At 66.0% G+C, this 17,030-nt stretch carries 19 protein-coding genes; 11 read left to right on the forward strand and 8 right to left on the reverse strand.

Translation table 11 applies throughout. From position 1 onward, the window contains the following. Positions 1-2: 2 nt before the first annotated feature. Entirely contained in the window at positions 3-647 is a 645-nt protein-coding gene (locus tag L7H23_RS10100; RefSeq protein ID WP_237835759.1) for an SCO family protein, read from the reverse strand. An 88-nt stretch (positions 648-735) separates the two neighbouring features. Between L7H23_RS10100 and L7H23_RS10105 the strand changes: the two genes are divergently transcribed. From L7H23_RS10105 to L7H23_RS10120, 4 genes are read left to right on the forward strand one after another with little or no spacing between them, the layout of a single operon-like run. Beyond that, positions 736-1,350, forward strand: coding sequence for an ankyrin repeat domain-containing protein (locus L7H23_RS10105; protein ID WP_237835760.1), 615 nt, complete (start codon positions 736-738; stop codon positions 1,348-1,350). A 54-nt stretch (positions 1,351-1,404) separates the two neighbouring features. Further along, positions 1,405-2,679, forward strand: coding sequence for a 3,4-dihydroxy-2-butanone-4-phosphate synthase (ribB, locus tag L7H23_RS10110; RefSeq protein WP_237835761.1), 1,275 nt, complete (start codon positions 1,405-1,407; stop codon positions 2,677-2,679). Then, positions 2,679-3,104: a 6,7-dimethyl-8-ribityllumazine synthase gene (gene ribH, locus L7H23_RS10115; RefSeq protein ID WP_237835762.1), complete on the forward strand. Its 426-nt coding sequence runs from the start codon at positions 2,679-2,681 to the stop codon at positions 3,102-3,104. Before ribB ends, ribH begins: the two co-directional genes overlap by 1 nt. Beyond that, complete coding sequence (locus tag L7H23_RS10120; RefSeq protein WP_237835763.1) at positions 3,097-3,735, forward strand: hypothetical protein; 639 nt, start codon at positions 3,097-3,099, stop codon at positions 3,733-3,735. The genes ribH and L7H23_RS10120 overlap by 8 nt, the downstream gene beginning before the upstream one ends. Before the next feature lie 33 nt (positions 3,736-3,768). On the opposite strand, the gene L7H23_RS10125 is transcribed toward L7H23_RS10120, so the two are convergent. After that, positions 3,769-4,854 (reverse strand): alkene reductase, encoded by a 1,086-nt coding sequence (locus L7H23_RS10125; protein ID WP_237835764.1) that lies wholly within the window; start codon positions 4,852-4,854, stop codon positions 3,769-3,771. Between the two features lie 113 nt (positions 4,855-4,967). Between L7H23_RS10125 and L7H23_RS10130 the strand changes: the two genes are divergently transcribed. From L7H23_RS10130 to L7H23_RS10155, 6 genes are read left to right on the forward strand one after another with little or no spacing between them, the layout of a single operon-like run. Then, complete coding sequence (locus tag L7H23_RS10130) at positions 4,968-5,879, forward strand: DMT family transporter (protein WP_237835765.1); 912 nt, start codon at positions 4,968-4,970, stop codon at positions 5,877-5,879. Next, a complete protein-coding gene (locus tag L7H23_RS10135; protein ID WP_237835766.1) occupies positions 5,879-6,550 on the forward strand; it encodes a COQ9 family protein in 672 nt (223 codons plus the stop codon). Before L7H23_RS10130 ends, L7H23_RS10135 begins: the two co-directional genes overlap by 1 nt. Before the next feature lie 53 nt (positions 6,551-6,603). Further along, positions 6,604-6,870: a FeoA family protein gene (locus tag L7H23_RS10140; RefSeq protein ID WP_237835767.1), complete on the forward strand. Its 267-nt coding sequence runs from the start codon at positions 6,604-6,606 to the stop codon at positions 6,868-6,870. After that, positions 6,867-8,726, forward strand: coding sequence for a ferrous iron transporter B (locus L7H23_RS10145; protein ID WP_237835768.1), 1,860 nt, complete (start codon positions 6,867-6,869; stop codon positions 8,724-8,726). Before L7H23_RS10140 ends, L7H23_RS10145 begins: the two co-directional genes overlap by 4 nt. Positions 8,727-8,760: 34 nt before the next feature. Beyond that, positions 8,761-9,318 carry a single-stranded DNA-binding protein gene (gene ssb, locus L7H23_RS10150; RefSeq protein ID WP_237835769.1) on the forward strand — a complete coding sequence of 186 codons (558 nt, stop codon included), beginning with the start codon at positions 8,761-8,763 and terminating at the stop codon, positions 9,316-9,318. A 12-nt stretch (positions 9,319-9,330) separates the two neighbouring features. Beyond that, entirely contained in the window at positions 9,331-9,801 is a 471-nt protein-coding gene (locus L7H23_RS10155) for an MmcB family DNA repair protein (protein ID WP_237835770.1), read from the forward strand. A gap of 3 nt (positions 9,802-9,804) precedes the next feature. On the opposite strand, the gene L7H23_RS10160 is transcribed toward L7H23_RS10155, so the two are convergent. The 6 genes from L7H23_RS10160 to L7H23_RS10185 all read right to left on the reverse strand — a co-directional run bounded on the left by L7H23_RS10160 (position 9,805) and on the right by L7H23_RS10185 (position 14,793). Beyond that, a complete protein-coding gene (locus tag L7H23_RS10160; RefSeq protein ID WP_237835771.1) occupies positions 9,805-10,155 on the reverse strand; it encodes a hypothetical protein in 351 nt (116 codons plus the stop codon). Then, positions 10,152-10,766 carry a riboflavin synthase gene (locus tag L7H23_RS10165; protein WP_237835772.1) on the reverse strand — a complete coding sequence of 205 codons (615 nt, stop codon included), beginning with the start codon at positions 10,764-10,766 and terminating at the stop codon, positions 10,152-10,154. Before L7H23_RS10165 ends, L7H23_RS10160 begins: the two co-directional genes overlap by 4 nt. Positions 10,767-10,774: 8 nt before the next feature. Then, a complete protein-coding gene (gene ribD, locus L7H23_RS10170) occupies positions 10,775-11,719 on the reverse strand; it encodes a bifunctional diaminohydroxyphosphoribosylaminopyrimidine deaminase/5-amino-6-(5-phosphoribosylamino)uracil reductase RibD (RefSeq protein ID WP_237839213.1) in 945 nt (314 codons plus the stop codon). Positions 11,720-11,748: 29 nt separating this feature from the next. Continuing rightward, entirely contained in the window at positions 11,749-12,219 is a 471-nt protein-coding gene (locus L7H23_RS10175) for a hypothetical protein (protein ID WP_237835773.1), read from the reverse strand. A gap of 289 nt (positions 12,220-12,508) precedes the next feature. Further along, the gene (locus L7H23_RS10180; protein ID WP_237835774.1) at positions 12,509-12,970 is read right to left on the reverse strand and encodes a thioesterase family protein; all 462 of its coding nucleotides are present in this window, start codon (positions 12,968-12,970) and stop codon (positions 12,509-12,511) included. Further along, entirely contained in the window at positions 12,967-14,793 is a 1,827-nt protein-coding gene (locus tag L7H23_RS10185) for an aminopeptidase P family protein (RefSeq protein ID WP_237835775.1), read from the reverse strand. The genes L7H23_RS10180 and L7H23_RS10185 overlap by 4 nt, the downstream gene beginning before the upstream one ends. Positions 14,794-14,874: 81 nt before the next feature. Between L7H23_RS10185 and L7H23_RS10190 the strand changes: the two genes are divergently transcribed. Next, entirely contained in the window at positions 14,875-17,013 is a 2,139-nt protein-coding gene (locus L7H23_RS10190; protein WP_237835776.1) for a S9 family peptidase, read from the forward strand. Positions 17,014-17,030 lie beyond the last annotated feature (17 nt).

Genomic DNA, 17,030 nt, shown 5'->3' on the forward strand with positions numbered 1-17,030 from the left:
CGCTACCTGACCCATTTCGCCAGCTCGGCGGCGACCTTGTCGGGCGCGCCCTCATCGGGATCGGTCGACGGATTGTCGAGCGGCAGCAGCGCCACCGGCTTGCCTTGCGGATCCATCAGGAAGGCGAGCTGGCTGTGCGCCATCAGATAGCGGTCGGGCGCCGAACCCGGCACCTTGTTGTAAATGACCGCATAGGCCTTTGCGACTGCCGCGATCTGCTCGGGCGTGCCGGTCAGGCCCAGCAGCCGCGGATGATAGCGGTTCACGAACGGCTTGAGCGCGGCGGGCGTATCGCGTTCGGGATCGACGGTGATGAACATCGGCACGACCTTCGCGCCGCGCGCCGGATCCTCCTTTTCGAACCGCGACAGGCCGCGCATCAGTTTCTGAAGGTCGACGGGGCAGATGTCTGGACAGAAGCTGTAACCGAAATAGACGAGCCGGTACTTGCCGGCGAAGTCGGTATCGCGGACGGTCCTGCCATCCTGGTCGGTCAGCGTGAACGGTCCGCCGATCCGGGCATCGGCAAGCGGCGGCTCTGCGGTCGACGCACCGCCCGACGGATTGCAGCCCGCCAGCATCGCGCCCAAAATCAGGAGCAGGCTTGAACGGGCCAGCTTTTGTCCCATAATATCGATATTCATCATGCGGCCAGCCTTGATCGGCTAAAGCGCGAAAATCAACCATTGTCGTCGTGCCGAGCGACGGACAAATTGCCCCAGGGGTCTCTCGATCATGTTCCGACGCGCGGAATTCCGCCTTGCCTCCCTCTCCCTGCTCGCCGCGGCGACCGCGCTGACGGCCAGCCCGGCGCTCGCGCAGTTCCGCGGCGGCTTCGCCTTCCTGCAGGCGGTCGACAATCGCGACGGGACCAAGGCGACCGAGGCGCTGAAGAACGATCCGACCTATATCAACACGCGCAACCCCGACACGGGCGAGACCGCGCTGATCCTGACGACGAAACGGCGCGATATCCAGTGGGTGCGCTTCCTGCTCGGCAAGGATGCCGACCCGTCGATCGGCGACCGCCAGGGTGTCACCCCGCTGATGCATGCCGCGCTGATCAATTTCCCCGAAGGCGCCGAAGCGCTGCTCGGCGACAAGGCGCCGGTCGACCAGACCAACCGGCGCGGCGAAACCGCGCTGATCCTTGCGGTACAGAACAAGAATGCCGCGGTGATCCGCCTGCTGGTGCGCAACGGCGCCAATCCCGACAAGGCCGACCATATCGCGGGCATGTCGGCGCGCGACTATGCCAAGCGCGACGACCGCACCGGCGCGATTCTGGCGATGCTCGACGCCAAGCCCGACGCGATACGCGACAGCGGAGCGGTTTTCGGCCCCAAGTAAGCACAATGTGATATTGCCATTGACGATCACACTGTGATGTGAAATACGCGTGGCATGTCCACGCAACTCATCGACCGCATCCGCGCCATCGTCGAAGACGGGACCATGTCCCGTTCGGGGCTGGCGCGCGCCGCGGGTCTTCACGCCAACAGCCTTCGCGACCTCGATTCCGAGGGCTGGAATCCCACCGCCGATACGCTCCGCAAGCTGGAGAACTGGCTCGCGCACGGCAGCGACCTGTCGCCGATGGCCACCCCGGAAGAGATCATCGCCGAGGCGCGCAATGGGCGCATGTTCATCCTCGTCGACGACGAGGACCGCGAGAATGAGGGCGACCTCGTCATTCCGGCACAGATGGCGACCCCCGACGCGGTCAATTTCATGGCGACCCACGGCCGCGGCCTCATCTGCCTGACGCTCACCAAATCGCGCGTCGAGACGCTCGGCCTCGAACTGATGAGCCGCCAGAACGGCACGCGGCACGAAACCGCCTTCACCACCTCGATCGAGGCGCGCGAGGGCGTCACCACCGGCATATCGGCCGCCGACCGCGCGCGTACCGTCTCGGTCGCGATCGACGCCGGCAAGGGCCGCGACGATATCGTCACCCCCGGCCACGTCTTCCCGCTGATCGCACGCGACGGCGGCGTTCTCGTCCGCGCCGGCCACACCGAAGCGTCGGTCGACATCGCCCGCCTCGCCGGACTCAACCCCTCGGGCGTGATCTGCGAGATCATGAACGACGACGGCACGATGGCGCGGCTCGACGACCTGATCCCCTTCGCGCGGCGCCACGGGATGAAAATCGGCACGATCGCCGACCTGATCGCCTATCGCAGCCGCACCGACCGGCTGGTCGAATGCGTGTCCGACGAGCCGTTCGAATCGGACTATGGCGGCGACTGGCGGCTCAAATCCTATCGCAACAAAGTCGACGGCAGCGTCAATCTGGTACTCCAGAAAGGCCCGGTCGATCCCGAAGGAACGACGCTGGTGCGGATGCATGCCGTCTCGATCTTCGACGACATCATGGGGCGCCCGGGGCCGAAGAAGCGCCGCCTGCAGCGCTCGATGGACGCGATCGGCGAGGCCGGCGCCGGCGTTATCGTGATGCTGATGCGCCCGCTCCCAGGCTCGGCTGATGCCGATGCAGCGCCGCCGGAAGCCGGAGGCATGGACCTTCGCACTTACGGGATCGGCGCGCAGATTCTCGCCGACCTCGGTGTCCATGCGATGGAACTGCTCACCCCGACCCACAGCAATATCGTCGGCCTCGAAGGCTATGGCCTGTCGGTCGTCGGCGAACGCCCCATTCCCGGAGAAGCCTGATGGCCCACGTCCTGATCGTCGAAGCCCGTTTCTACAGCCACCTCAACGACATGCTGATCGACGGCGTGAAAAGCGCGCTCGAAGCCGAGGGCCACAGCCACGAGGTCGTGACCGTCCCCGGCGCGCTCGAGGTCCCGGCCGCCATTTCGCTGGCCGCCGACAGCGGCCGCTACGACGCCTATGTCGCGCTCGGCGTCGTGATCCGCGGCGAAACCTATCATTTCGAAGTCGTCTCGAACGAAAGCGCGCGCGGCATCATGGCGCTGACGCTCGACGGGCTCGCGATCGGCAACGGCATCCTGACGGTCGAAAATGAGGAACAGGCGCTTGCGCGCGCCGACAAGACGCGCAAGGATAAGGGCGGCGAAGCGGCAAAGGCCGCGATCGCGATGCTGGCCCTGAAGGAACAATTCGGCATTGGCTGATCGACTACCCCCCAGCCGTTACTCCGTCGTCGAACGCGGCGGGCGGCTGGTGGTCATCGACCGCGATACCGGGCAGACCCCGCCGAGCGCCGCCGAACGCATGGCCGAATATGACCGGCGCATGGGGAACGAGCGTGCGCAACCGACCGGGCGTGTAACGGTCGTCGAACCCGAGGCGGCGCCAACCCCGATCGAACCGGCCGCACCGATGCGCCCCGAAACCCGCCCGCCCAACCCCCGCATGGCAGCAGCGGTCGCCGAAATGAACCGCAAGCGACCGTGGAAGGAACCCGCAAGGGCTTCCGCTGCCAAGCCCGAGCCCGCCCGGATCGCGCAGCGGCCGCAGCCGAAGGCACAGGCATCTGCAGGCGGCCGCAAGACGATCGTCACCGGCAAATGGTGGGATTCGAAAGGCCCGCGCACGATCGAGCTGGGTCCCAAAGGCCAGCAGACGCTGAGCGGCGGCTTCGTTACGCTGTTTTTCGTGGCACTGATCGCGGCGATCGTGGCGCTGTTGATCGCGCCGGTGATCCTGTTCGTGGTCGGCTTCCTGCTCTTCCGCTTCGGCGGCAACATCCTCGGGCCGATCGGCGCCGGGATCGTCGACAAGGCGCTCGCCGAAAGAAACTAGCCGGGCAGATCGCTCTGCCCGGCCAATTCGGTATCAGGCTGCGACCAGCGCCGGATAGTCGGTGTAACCCGCCGGCCCCGGCGAGTACCAGGTCTGCGGATTGTCCGCCGCCCATTCGGCGCCGGTGCGGATGCGCTCGACGAGATCGGGATTGCCGATGAAGGGACGGCCAAAGGCAATCGCATCGGCACTGCCGTTCGCCAGCGCCTCTTCCGCCAGCGCGACATTATAGTCGCTGTTGAGAATCAGCGGACCCTTGAACGCCTGACGGATCGCCGGCGACTGCTTGGGCACATCGGTGCGGCCGAAGGTGCCCTCGGGACCGGGCTCGCGCAGCTCGAGGAAGGCGATGCCGAGCGCGTCGAGTGCAGCGGCAGCCGCCGGGAACAGTTGCTCGGGCGCGCTGTCGTCGACGCCCTGCGTCTCGCCGTTCGGTGACAGGCGGACGGCGACGCGGTCCTTGCCCCAGACGCCGATCAGCGCCTCGGTCGTTTCGCGGAGCAACCGGATGCGATTCTCGACCGAGCCGCCATAGTCATCGTCACGCAGATTGCTGCCGTCGCGCAGGAACTGGTCGATCAGATAGCCGTTCGCGCCGTGCAGCTGCACGCCGTCGAAACCGGCCTTCTTCGCGTTCTCTGCGGCCTTCACATAATCGCCGATGACGCGGGGAATCTCGCCGATCTCGAGCGGGCGCGCTTCCTCGAGGTCGAGACGGCCAACCGGCGTGTGCGCGCGGCCCGTGCCGGTCGTCGCCGACGCCGAGACCGGCTGCTTGCCGTCGTTGAACACCGAGTGGACGAGACGACCCATGTGCCAGAGCTGCGCAACGATGCGCCCGCCGGCAGCATGAACGGCGTCGGTCACGGGCTTCCACCCCTCGACCTGCGCGTCGGTCCAGAGGCCCGGCGCCGACGGCCAGCCAAGGCCTTCCTGCGAAATACCGGTGGCTTCGGAGATAATCAGCCCCGCCGAAGCGCGCTGGCGATAATATTCGAGCGCGAGTTCGTTCGGGACGAAGCCCGGTCCGGCGCGGCCGCGCGTCAGCGGCGCCATGATGATGCGGTTCGGCGCCTCGATGGCGCCCAGTCTGATCGGATCGAATAGTGATACGGCCATGGTTCCTCCACGTCTCACTTTGTTCGCGACGACCCCATCGGTCACCGCTATGGCCCGCGAAGCTATGGTCGTCGCGGCGCCGGCACAATGGTGGGTATCAAAAGAAAATCTAAATGACAGCCAAGATCGAAAGCATCGACGAATTGCCCGAAAGCCGATCGCGAGCGAACCGCTGGGCGTTCGCGGCGCTCGTCGGCGGCAATCTGGCGTTGTCGCTTACGGCCATGGTCGTGCGTTTCGCCGACACCGGGCCGATGGCGGTCGGGGTATGGCGGCTGACGCTGGCGCTACCCGTGCTGCTGATCCTGATGCGCCGCGAGACCGGCGGCAAGCTGCCCTCGGCGCGCGCGCTGTGGATTGCGACCGGCGCGGGCGTCTTCTTCGGGCTCGATCTGGCGGCCTGGCATATCGGCATCCTGCAGACCAAGGTCGCCAACGCGACCTTGTTCGGCAACAGCGCCAGCCTGCTGCTCGTGATCTGGGGGATCATGCTGTCGCGAACCTTGCCGCGCGGGTGGCAGGCGCTCGCGATCCTGCTCGCCTTCGCGGGATCGGCGCTGCTGATGGGGCAGAGCTATGAGGCATCGTCGGCCTATCTGGTCGGCGACCTGCTCAGTCTCCTCGCGGGCGCGCTCTACACCGGTTATGTGCTGATGATGCAGCGCGTGCGCGGCGAGGTCGGCCCCTGGTCGGCGCTCGCCATCTCGTCGGCCGCCGGCATCCCGATCCTGCTCGCCGCGGCGCTCGCGATGAACGAAGCGATCGTGCCGCATAACTGGACCCCGCTGATCGTCCTCGCGCTGATGAGCCAGCTCGTCGGGCAGGGCTTGCTGATCTGGGCGCTGCCGCGCTTCTCGCCGCTTGTCATCGGGCTGACCCTGCTCGTCCAGCCCGTCGTCGCGGCGGTCGCCGGATGGCTGATCTTCCACGAGACGCTGAGCGCGATCGAAATCTTCGGCGGCGCGATGGTCGCGGCGGCGCTCGTATTGATCCGGTTGCCGAGCCGCGCCGCGCGGCCTATCTGATGCCCATGGCCTCCATCCTGCCCGCCGATCCGACCCTCGACGAGATTCGCGCCGCGCTCGCGCCGCTGATCGCCGAAAGCGCGGCGTTCGACGGGTTCAGCAACGAGGCGCTCGCCGGCGCGGCCGAACGCCTCGGCGTCGATGTCGACGTCGCAAAGCTCGCCTTTCCCGGCGGCGCACGCGATATGGTCGACGCCTGGTTTGCGAGCATCGACGCTGCGATGGCCACACGCTGGCCCACCGAAAAGCTGGCGACGCTCAAGATCCGCGAGCGGATCACGACGCTCGTCGAGGCACGGATCGACCTGCTCGCACGCGACCGCGAATCGCTCCGCCGTGCACTTGCGCTGCTCGCGCTGCCGACCAACGCCCCGCACGCCGCGAAGCTCGGCTGGCGCGCCGCCGACCTGATGTGGAACCTCGCCGGCGACACCGCGACCGATTTCAACCATTACAGCAAGCGTACGATCCTTGGCGCGGTCTATGGCTCGACGATGGCGGTGTTCCTGAACGACGAGAGCGAGGATTTCGCCGAAACGCGCGCCTTCCTCGCACGACGGATCGGCGAGGTGATGCGCTTCGAAAGCTGGAAGCACCGCCGCGCTGCACGCAGCATCGAACGGCCGAGCCTCGCACGCTTCGTCGGGCGGCTGCGCTATCCCGGCCGCTGACCGGTTTCGACAAAGGACTGGCGCCGCGCGATTGTTATTGATAATCGCTCGCAATGACTGCTTTGCTCGATAAGGCAACGCTCGGCGTTGCGGTGCGGATTGCGCGCATCGACTGGACCGCGATGACCGACGACGAAGGCCGGCGCCTGCGCGAATTCGGATTGATGGAGGGATGCGAAGTGATCCCGCGCCATCGCGGCAGCATCTTCTCGCGCGACCCGCTCGCGCTGACGATCGGCCGCATGCAGGTGATCATCCGCGCAAAGCAGGCGGCGGTGATCGAAGTCGAGGACGTCGTCAGCGAGGAGGGCGCCGCATGACCGCCGCGATCCCCTCGATCGCGCTCGTCGGCAATCCCAATGCCGGCAAGTCGAGCCTGTTCAACGCGCTGACCGGCGCGCGGCAGAAGATCGCCAATTATCCCGGCGTCACAGTCGAACGAAAGGCGGGCCATGCGAGCTTCGCCGACGGCCGGCCGTTATCGCTGATCGACCTTCCGGGCACCTACAGCCTGACCCCGGCAAGCCTCGACGAGGCGGTGACGCGCGATGTCGTGCTCGGCCGGCAGGAAGGCGAGAAGCGCCCCGACGCGCTGATCGTCGTGCTCGACGCCGCGAATCTCGACAACCACCTCTGCTTCGCACTCGAACTGCTGGCGCTCGGCCTGCCAACGGTCGTCGCGCTCAACATGCTCGACCTCGCCGAACGCGACGGGCTGACGCTCGATCCCGAACGGCTGTCGCGCGAACTTGGCGTTCCGGTCATCCCGACGGTGGCAGTGCGCAAGCGCGGGCTTACCGAACTGCTCGCCGCGATCGACGGCGCGATCCAGTCGCACCAGCCACGCGAAACGGTCGCCCCGGCGCAAAGCGATGCGGCGCTTCATCAGCGAGCGCGCGCGCTCGCCAAGGCGGCGATCGTCACCGAGACCCCGGTTCGCCGCTGGACGCAGCGCGTCGATGCGGTCGTACTGCATCCGGTCGCGGGGCTGCTGATCCTGCTCGCTCTGATGTTCGTCATGTTCCAGGCGGTCTATGCCTGGGCCGGGCCGCCCGCCGATGCGCTCGAAGCGGGTGTCGGCGTCTTGCAGGGCTGGGTCGTCGACACGCTGCCCGAGAATTTCATTCGCGACCTGATCGTCGAGGGGCTGCTTGCGGGCGTCGGCGCAGTGGTCGTCTTCCTTCCGCAGATCCTGATCCTCTTCCTCTTCATCCTGCTGCTAGAGGCGTCAGGCTATATGACGCGCGCGGCCTTTCTGATGGACGGGTTGATGGCCAAGGTCGGTCTGTCGGGCCGCGGCTTCATTCCTTTGCTGTCGAGCTTTGCCTGCGCCGTCCCCGGCATCATGGCGACGCGGGCGATCCCCGACGAGAAGGACCGGCTGACGACGATCCTGATCGCCCCGCTGATGACCTGTTCGGCGCGCCTGCCCGTCTATGCGCTGATCATCGCCGCCTTCATTCCCGACCGCACCGTCGGCGGCACCGGCATCGGGCTTCAGGGTCTCGTGCTGTTCGGCCTCTATCTCGCGGGCATCGTCGGCGCGCTTGTCGTCGCCTTCGCGCTGCGCCGGACGATCGCCAAGGGCAATGCCGCCGGCTTCATGATGGAAATGCCGCGCTACCAGATGCCGCAATGGCGCGACATCGCGCTCGGCCTGTGGCAGCGCGCGTGGATCTTCCTGCGCCGCGCGGGTACGATCATCGCGATGACGACCGTCGTCCTCTGGTTGCTGCTGAGCTTTCCGAAGGCACCCGAGGGTCAGAGCCAGGTCGAGTACAGCCTGGGCGGCCGGATCGCGAGCGGGCTGGAGGTCGTCGTCAAGCCGATCGGTTTCAACCACGATATCGCGCTCGCGCTGATCCCCGCGATGGCGGCGCGCGAGGTCGCGGTGTCGGCGATGGCGACCGCCAATGCGATCGATGCCGATGGCGACGAGGATGCGATGGCGCAGACGCTCGGCGAGCGGCTCCAGGGCAAATGGAGCCTCGCGACCGCGCTGGCCTTCCTCGCCTGGTTCGTCTTCGCGCCGCAGTGCATTTCGACGATCGCGATCACCCGCCGCGAGACCAATGGGTGGAAATGGCCGATGTTCATGGTTGGCTATTTGTTCCTGCTCGCCTATGCCGCTGCTGGTATCACTTACTGGACAGCCGTCGCCTTCGGACTCGGCTGATCCTCCCAACTTTTAAAGCGGAGCGGAGCGGCGGATGGCTGGCAGCGTCAACAAGGTAATTCTGATCGGCAACCTCGGTGCCGACCCCGAAATCAAGTCGTTCCAGAACGGCGGCAAGGTCGCGAATCTCCGTATCGCGACGTCCGAGCAGTGGAAGGACCGGATGACCGGCGAGCGCAAGGAGCGCACCGAGTGGCATCAGGTCGTCATCAACGGCGAAGGGCTGATCGGCGTCGTCGAGCGCTATCTGAAAAAGGGCTCGAAGGTTTACATCGAAGGCAGCCTGCGTACCCGCAAGTGGCAGGACCGCGACGGTAACGACAAATATACGACCGAGATCGTGATCGCCGGCATGGGCGGCACGCTGACCATGCTCGACGGCGCGCCCGGCGGCGGCGGCGGCGGTTCGCGCGGCGGCGACAGCTGGAGCCAAGGCGGCGGCGGATCAAGCGGCGGCTGGGATCAGGGCGGCGGCTCGTCGGGTGGAAGCTCGGGCGGCGGCTGGAACCAGGGCGGCGGTGGCAGCTCGGGTGGCGGCGGCGGTGGCCGCGCGCCCTTCGACGACGATCTGGACGACGACGTTCCGTTCTGAGGATAGCAACGCATGGCGACTGACCTGCTGACCGCCGCGGACGTCGCGCGCGGCGTGTGCCGGCTGTTCGCGCAGCAGGGACTGGTCGCGATTCCCGAGGTGACGCTGCCCAACGGGCGACGCACCGACCTCACCGCGATCGACGCCAAAGGCAATATCACGATCGTCGAGATCAAGGTGAGCCGCGCCGATCTGCACGGCGACGGCAAATGGCCCGACTATTGCGACTGGTGCGACCGCTTTTACTGGGCGTTGGCATCGGGGCTCGACCCGGCGATCCTCGAAACCGAAGGCTACCGTCCCGAAACCTCGGGGCTGATCATCGCCGACCGTTATGGCGCCGCGGTCGTGCGCGAGGCTGCGAGTTGCAACCTGGCACCTGCCCGGCGCAAGGCCGAGCTGCTCCGCATCGGGCGCGTCGCGATGCGCCGCTCAATGCTGGCCGCCGATCCCGAACTCGCGGCTGGCTGGACCGAAGGCTAGGTGTCAGAGCGGTTCGGTGCGCTCATAGTTGACGCACCAGACCAGACCCGCCGCCGAAAGCCCGAGCCAGAGGATCGCGCCGACAAGCAGGTTTGCGCCAAGGTAGAGCGGCAGGACGACCAGTATCAGGCCCAGCGTTACCGCGCCGAGCAGCCAGCGCAGATAGTTCTTGCGCGGCCGGACCGTGTGCGCCTCGACATATTGCAGCGCGAGGCCGAGGACGACGAGCAGCGCGGCCGATATCAGGATGAACAGATCAAAGCCGTGGCTCGCGACCCGCGCGGCGATCATCACCGCCGCGAGGAGCAGCGCGCCCCAACGAATCCACGAAAGAATCCGCGAATTCTCGTTCATCCCCGTGCCTGCATCCGCGCCAGATAGCGCGCAAGGATGTCGATCTCCAGATTGACCGGGCGTCCGGCCGCCGCTTCGCCCAGCGTCGTCATTTCCTGCGTGTGCGGGATGATGTTGAGGGTGAAGTGCGCGGTGCCGTCAGCCTGATCGGCCACCTCGTTCACCGTCAGCGATACACCGTCGACGGTGATCGAGCCCTTGGCGGCGATGTGCGGGGCCAGTTCGGCGGGTGCCTCGACGGTAACACTGACGCTGTCGCCGACCGGGGTGACCGAGACGATCGTGCCCACCGCGTCGACATGGCCGGTGACGATATGTCCGCCGAGCTCGTCGCCGATCCGGAGCGCGCGTTCGAGATTGAGGCGGCGACCCGCGTCCCACATTCCCGATGCGGTGCGCGCCAGCGTTTCGCCGCTGGCGTCGATCGCGAACCAGTGGCCGTCTGCGTCCTGCCCCTTGTCGACGACGGTCAGACACGCCCCCGAACAGGCGATCGACGCGCCGAGATCGATCGTTGCCGTATCGTAGACGGTGCCGATGACGAGCCGCGTGTCGCCGCGGTCCTCGCGGCTGCGGATGGTGCCGATGTCGGTAATGATTCCGGTGAACATGGATGCCCTCAAATTGTCCTGTTGCGCTCGTAGACGTCGAGCCGGTCGCTGCCAAGCAGGCGGCTGTCGGCAAGCCGCCAGCGACCGTGCGCTTCGGCAAGATCGGTCAGACCGATATCGCCGAGCGCGGGCCTGCCGCTACCGATCAGGATCGGAGCACGATACAGCAGCAGCCGGTCGACGCGATCGGCGGAAAGGAAAGCAGAGGCCGCGCCGGCCCCTCCTTCGACAAGTACCGAATCGACATCGTCGACGGCCTCGGGCGACGCGACCGCCATCCAGCCGTCAGGGGCGGTGCCCGATGTCAGCAGCAATTTCTTCGGGCTGCGGTCCTCAAGGCCCGGGAGCCGCACGTCGAGCCTCGGCGCGTCGGCCTCCAGCGTCCCGCGCCCGACGAGAATCGCCTGATGGCGCGCGCGCTCCAGATGGCCGTGCGCGCGGGCGGGCGCGCCGGTGATCCAGCGGCTCGCCCCGTTCGCCATCGCAATGCAGCCGTCGAGCGAGGTTGCGAGCTTGAGCGTGACGAAGGGTCGCCCTTCGGCCTGCCGCGTCCACCACGGCGCCATCGCGGCCCGCGCTGCGGCGGGAAGGACATTGAACAGCACCTCGACCCCGGCTGCCTGCAACCGCGCAATCCCTTCGCCGTCGGTGCGCGGATCGGGGTCCTGCGCCGCGATCACGACGCGGGCGATACCCGCTGCAATCAGCGAATCGCTGCATGCGGGGCCGCGCGCGCTTGCGTGGGCGCAGGGCTCGAGGCTGACATAGGCGGTGGCGCCCCGCGCCGTGTCACCGGCGGCGGCAAGCGCGACGGCCTCGGCGTGCGGCCGGCCGCCCGGCTGCGTCCACCCGCGCGCGACGATTCTGCCCTCGCTGACAATCAGGCATCCGACATTGGGATTGGGCGCCGAGGCGGGGCATCCCCGCCGCGACAGCGCAACCGCCGCGGCCATCCAGTCGGCGTCGGCGTGCGGTCGCCGCATCAGGGCTGCGTTTTGGCCGCTGCCGGCGCGCGCGCCGCGCGTTCGGCGAGCGTCGACCGCGTCTTCGCCGGTTCGGGCTTCTTCATCGCCGCTGCCGCGGCTTCGTCGCCGAGCGTTTCGCGCGTCAGCCGGTCGGCTTCGGTCGAATCATATTCGATTCCGAGACCCTTCGCGAGCCGCTGATATTCGGCGCGCGTCTCGGCGTTGCGGAGCGTCGTCTCCTTCGCACGCGCAACCCAGTCGGCGCGAATTTCGCCTTCGCTCCGCGTCGTCTTCCAGTTTTCGAAATAGATGATCGACGCCTTCGGCTTCTCGTAGGGGATCAGATATTCCGAAACGCCGTGGAATATGACCCACGTCAGCGCGATCGCGACGCCCCAGATCGCCCAGCGATGCGGACGGGGCTCGCGGACATAGCCCCAGAAATCGCTGACGCCGCCGGTGACATCCCAATTGTTGAACATTCCCATGCGCACAATCTAGGCGATGTCGGCGCGATTTGCGAGAGGCGCGTCAGGGCAGGGCGATTGCGCATGGTGCACGCTGATAACGTTATCGATTGCAAAAAATGCAATAGCGGATGCTCATTTCGCAGTTGCAGCATTCATTGTGCAGTGCAATAACACACTTGCCTTTTAGGCATCCTCTCCCAAAACTTTCACGGGCCACCTTCGGGTGGCCCTTTTTTTGGCCTTTTTGGCCAAAATCCTGAGTATTTCGGTCGAGAAATACGATCCGGTTCGAATCGGCCGGTGCGAATCAGGCCTGAACCGGCGTCCGCGATTCGAATCGCCGCACTTCGGCGATGAAACTTCCCGGCAATGGCGTTGGCTGGCCGCTGTCCGAATCGATATGGGCGTAGCTGATCTCGATATCGGTCAGCCGTTCATTCCCGCGGAAAATACCACAATGAAGCGTGAAGCTCGTCCGCCCGAAGGCGCTGACCCGCGCCGCGATCGTGATCAGCTCGTCGAGCCGCGCCGGCGCATGATAGTCGATTTCGCAATGCGTTTCGCGAATATCTGTACCATATTGGTGAAAATAGGGCCCGGGCTGCCCCTCACCGAGCGCACGAAAATATTCGGTCACTCCGATATCGGCATAGACCAGATAATTGCCGTTGAAGACGATGTTCTGGCCGTCGATCTCGTTGAAGCGCACGCGCACGCGCTCCTGCACGCGGAAATCGGCGAGCGGCACATTGCTGCGGGTGTCGGTCATGCGGCGAGCGCAGCCGGTGTCCGGTCGAGCGGCGCGCACGCGGCTTCGAGCCAGGCGCGCTCGTCGCCCGCCATTCCCGCGCCGAGCTTCGCCAGCACATCGGCATGGTAGGCATCGAGCCAGTCGGCCTCGGCGGGCGACAGCAGCGCCACATCGACCAGATTCTGCGCGATCGGCGCAAAGGTAATCGTCTCGAAACCGAGCATATCCTCCTCGGCCCCCGCAATGCTCTGCGGCTCGACGACGACGAGATTTTCGATGCGGATGCCGAAATGACCCGCCTTGTAATAGCCGGGCTCGTTCGAGAGGATCATGCCGGCGTGCAGCGGCTCCTCGGTTCCCGCCTGCCCGCCCGAGGGCTTCGCGATGCGCTGCGGTCCTTCGTGGACTGCCAGATAGGTGCCGACGCCGTGGCCGGTGCCATGCGCATAATCGACGCCGTCGGCCCAGAGATATTGCCGCGCGAGAATGTCGAGCTGGCTGCCGCGCGTGCCCTTGGGGAAGCGTGCGACCGCAAGCGCGATATGGCCCTTCAGCACCTGCGTGAAGCGGCGGCGCATCTCGGCGGTCGGCGTGCCGATCGCGATGGTGCGCGTGATGTCGGTCGTGCCGTCGTCATATTGCCCGCCCGAATCGACCAGATAGAGCGTGCCCGTCTCGATCGCGCGATTGGTCGTTTCGTCGACCTTGTAATGCGGCAGTGCGCCGTTCGGACCCGCGGCCGAGATGGTATCGAACGACAAATCCCGGAGATCGCCATTCTCGTCACGAAATTCCCGGAGCTTCGCCGCCGCGCCGAGCTCGTCGAGATTCCCCTCGGGCGCGACCTCTTCCATCCATTTCAGGAAACGCGCGACCGCGACTCCGTCACGGACATGCGCGACGCGCGTGCCATTGAGTTCGGTGTCGTTCTTGATCGCCTTGGGCAGCACCGCCGGGTCGCGGTGACGCTCGATCTTCGCGCCCGCAGCTTCGAGCGCGGTGAAGATCGCCGCAACCGCGCGGTCGGGATCGACCGCCACGCTCTTGCCCGACAGATCGGCAAGCGCCGCCTCGAACGCATCGCGGTCGTGGATCCGGACGCTGTTGCCGAGATGCGCGCGCACCGCGTCGGTGACCTTCTCGGGGGCGATGAACAGATCGGCGGTCGCATCGGCGTGGAGCAGCGCGAAGGCCAGCCCGACGGGCGTGTGGCTGACGTCGGTGCCGCGGATGTTGAAGGTCCACGCGATCGAATCGAGCGCGGTCATGACCGTCGTGTCGAGACCCTTCACCTTCAGCCAGTCGGCGATCACCTCGCGCTTCTCGACCGCGCTCTGGCCAGCCAATGCCGCGTCATGCACCGTCACCACCGCGTCGCTCGGCGCGGGCTGGTCGTCCCACGCGGCGTCGAGCGGGTTTGGGGTCACCGCAACGAGGCTCGCGCCCTTCGCCACGAGCGCCTTCTCCAGCCCGCGCGCCCAGTCGATGCTGTGGAGCCACGGGTCGTAACCGACCTTCTGCCCCGCGCTGACATTGGCCCCCAGCCATTCGGTAACGCTCGACTGCGGCACACCGACATAGTCGAACAACGCGCCATCGACCTGATCGCGCACCTGCACCGTATAGCGTCCGTCGACGAACACCGCAGCTTTCGCGGGCAGCACCGCCGCGGTTCCGGCCGAGCCGCCGAAGCCCGTCAGCCACGCCATGCGCTGGGCATAGGCGCCGACATATTCGCTCATATGTTCGTCGCTGATCGGCACGACGAAGCCATCGAGGCCGCGCGCCTTCAGTTCTGCGCGGACGCGGGCGAGACGTTCTGCATGGACGGGGGTGGACATGCGCTGTTCCTTGTTCCTACATCACAGCAATCCTGCCCGGTCGGGGCGATGCTGCGGGGGTTTTCTATGCGCGCTATTTGGATGTTTCTGGCCGCAATTACCACCCCGCTTGTCGCAGCCCCGAGCGCCTTCGCCGAAGAGAAAGAGACCCAATTGACCAACACCCCGACCGCCCCGGTCGCCGACAAGCGACCGCACGAACTGACGATGCATGGCGAGACATTGTCCGATCCGTATTTCTGGCTGCGCGACCAGAGCTATCCGGTCGTCGATGACGAGGACATCCTCGCCTATGTGAAGGCCGAGAATGCCTATTTCGACGCGACGATGAAGCCGCATGCGAAACTGGTCGAGACCTTGTTCCAGGAGATGAAGGGCCGGATCAAGGAAGCCGATTCGAGCGTGCCGCAGAAGGATGGCGACTGGGTTTACTGGGTCGAATATGAGGAAGGCGCCGAGTACAAGAAATGGTACCGGAGGCCCGTCGCGGGCGGCGAGGCGCAGCTGATCCTCGACGAGGTCGCAATGGCCGAAGGCAAGGAATATTTCCGCCTCGCCGAACTGTCGATCAGCCCCGACGGCAAACTGATGGCCTACTCGTTCGACGACAATGGCTCGGAACGCTTCGAGGCGCGCATCCGCAATCTGGAGACGGGCGAGCAACTGCCCGACGTCATTCCCGGCACGCTGTCGTCGCTGGTCTGGACGTCGGGCAATGACGCGATCCTCTATGGCCTCGCGAACGAGAACTGGCGCACCGACAATGTCCGGCTGCACAAGCTCGGCACCCCCGTCACGCACGACAAATTGCTCTACAAGGAGGCCGACATCGGTTTCGGGGTCGGGATCGGGAAGACCGCGGCCGACAATTATATCGTGATCGCGACGGGCGATAACGAGACGAGCGAGGTCTATCTGCTCCCCGCCGACAATCCGGAAGCCCCCATGCAGCTCGTCGCGGCGCGCCAGAAGGGCCGCGAGTATAGCGTCGATGAACGCGACGGCACGCTCTACATCCACACCAACGACGAGCATCCGAACTTCCGCATCGCGACCGCGAGCGTGAAGGATCCCGGCAAGTGGACGACGCTCATCCCGGGATCGGATCACAGCTACATCACCGGCCTGTCGGTGTTCCGCGACTATTTCGTCGTCGAAAGCCGCGAGGACGGGCTCGATCAGGTCGATATCCGCAAATATGACGCCCCGCTGACCCCCGGCCGGATCAAATTCCCTGAGGCCACCTATGTGGCGGGTCTCGGCGACAACCCCGAATATCATCAGGACAAGCTCAGGCTCGACTATGAATCGATGGTCACGCCCGACACCGTCTACGACTATGATCTGGCGAGCGGGAAGCTCGAGACGCTGAAGGTGCAGGAAATCCCGTCAGGTTACGATGCGACACAATATGTAACCGAACGGGTTAGCCTTCCGAGCCGCGACGGCAAGACGATGATCCCCGCCTCGCTCGTCTACAAGAAGGGGACGAAGCTCGACGGCAGCGCCCCGATGCATCTCTATGCTTATGGATCCTACGGCTACCGCGTCCCGCCGGGCTTCTCGACGACGCGGCTCAGCCTCGTCGATCGCGGGATGATCTATGCGATCGCGCATGTCCGCGGCGGCGACGACCTCGGCCGCGGCTGGTATCTCGCGGGCAAGACGACCGAGCGCAAGAACACGTTCAACGACTTCATCGACGTCGCGAAGGGCCTGATCGCGAAGAAATACACCAGCGCCGGCAAGATTTCGGTCGAGGGCCGCTCGGCGGGCGGACAGGTGATGGGCGTGATCTATAACGAGGCGCCCGAACTCTGGGGCGCGGTGCTCGCGGGCGTGCCCTTCGTCGACGTCATCAACACGATGGTCGACGAAACGCTGCCGCTGACACCCGGCGAATGGCCCGAATGGGGCAATCCGATCACCGACAAGGCCGCGTTCGACTATATGCTGAGCTACAGCCCCTACGACAATGTCACCGCAAAGGCCTATCCGCCGATGCTGGTGTCGGCGGGCCTCAACGACCCGCGCGTCACCTATTGGGAGCCCGCCAAATGGGTCGCAAAGCTCCGCGCGACGCGCACCAATGATTCGACCTTGCTGCTGCGCACCAACATGGGCGCGGGCCACGGCGGCAAATCGGGCCGCTGGGGCGCACTGCACGAGGACGCCGAGGAGTTCGCCTTCGTGCTGACGCAGCTGGGGATCGAGAAGTAGGGCGCAATCAGGCTTCG

It is taken from the genome of Sphingopyxis sp. BSN-002 (assembly GCF_022024275.1).
GTDB lineage: Bacteria > Pseudomonadota > Alphaproteobacteria > Sphingomonadales > Sphingomonadaceae > Sphingopyxis.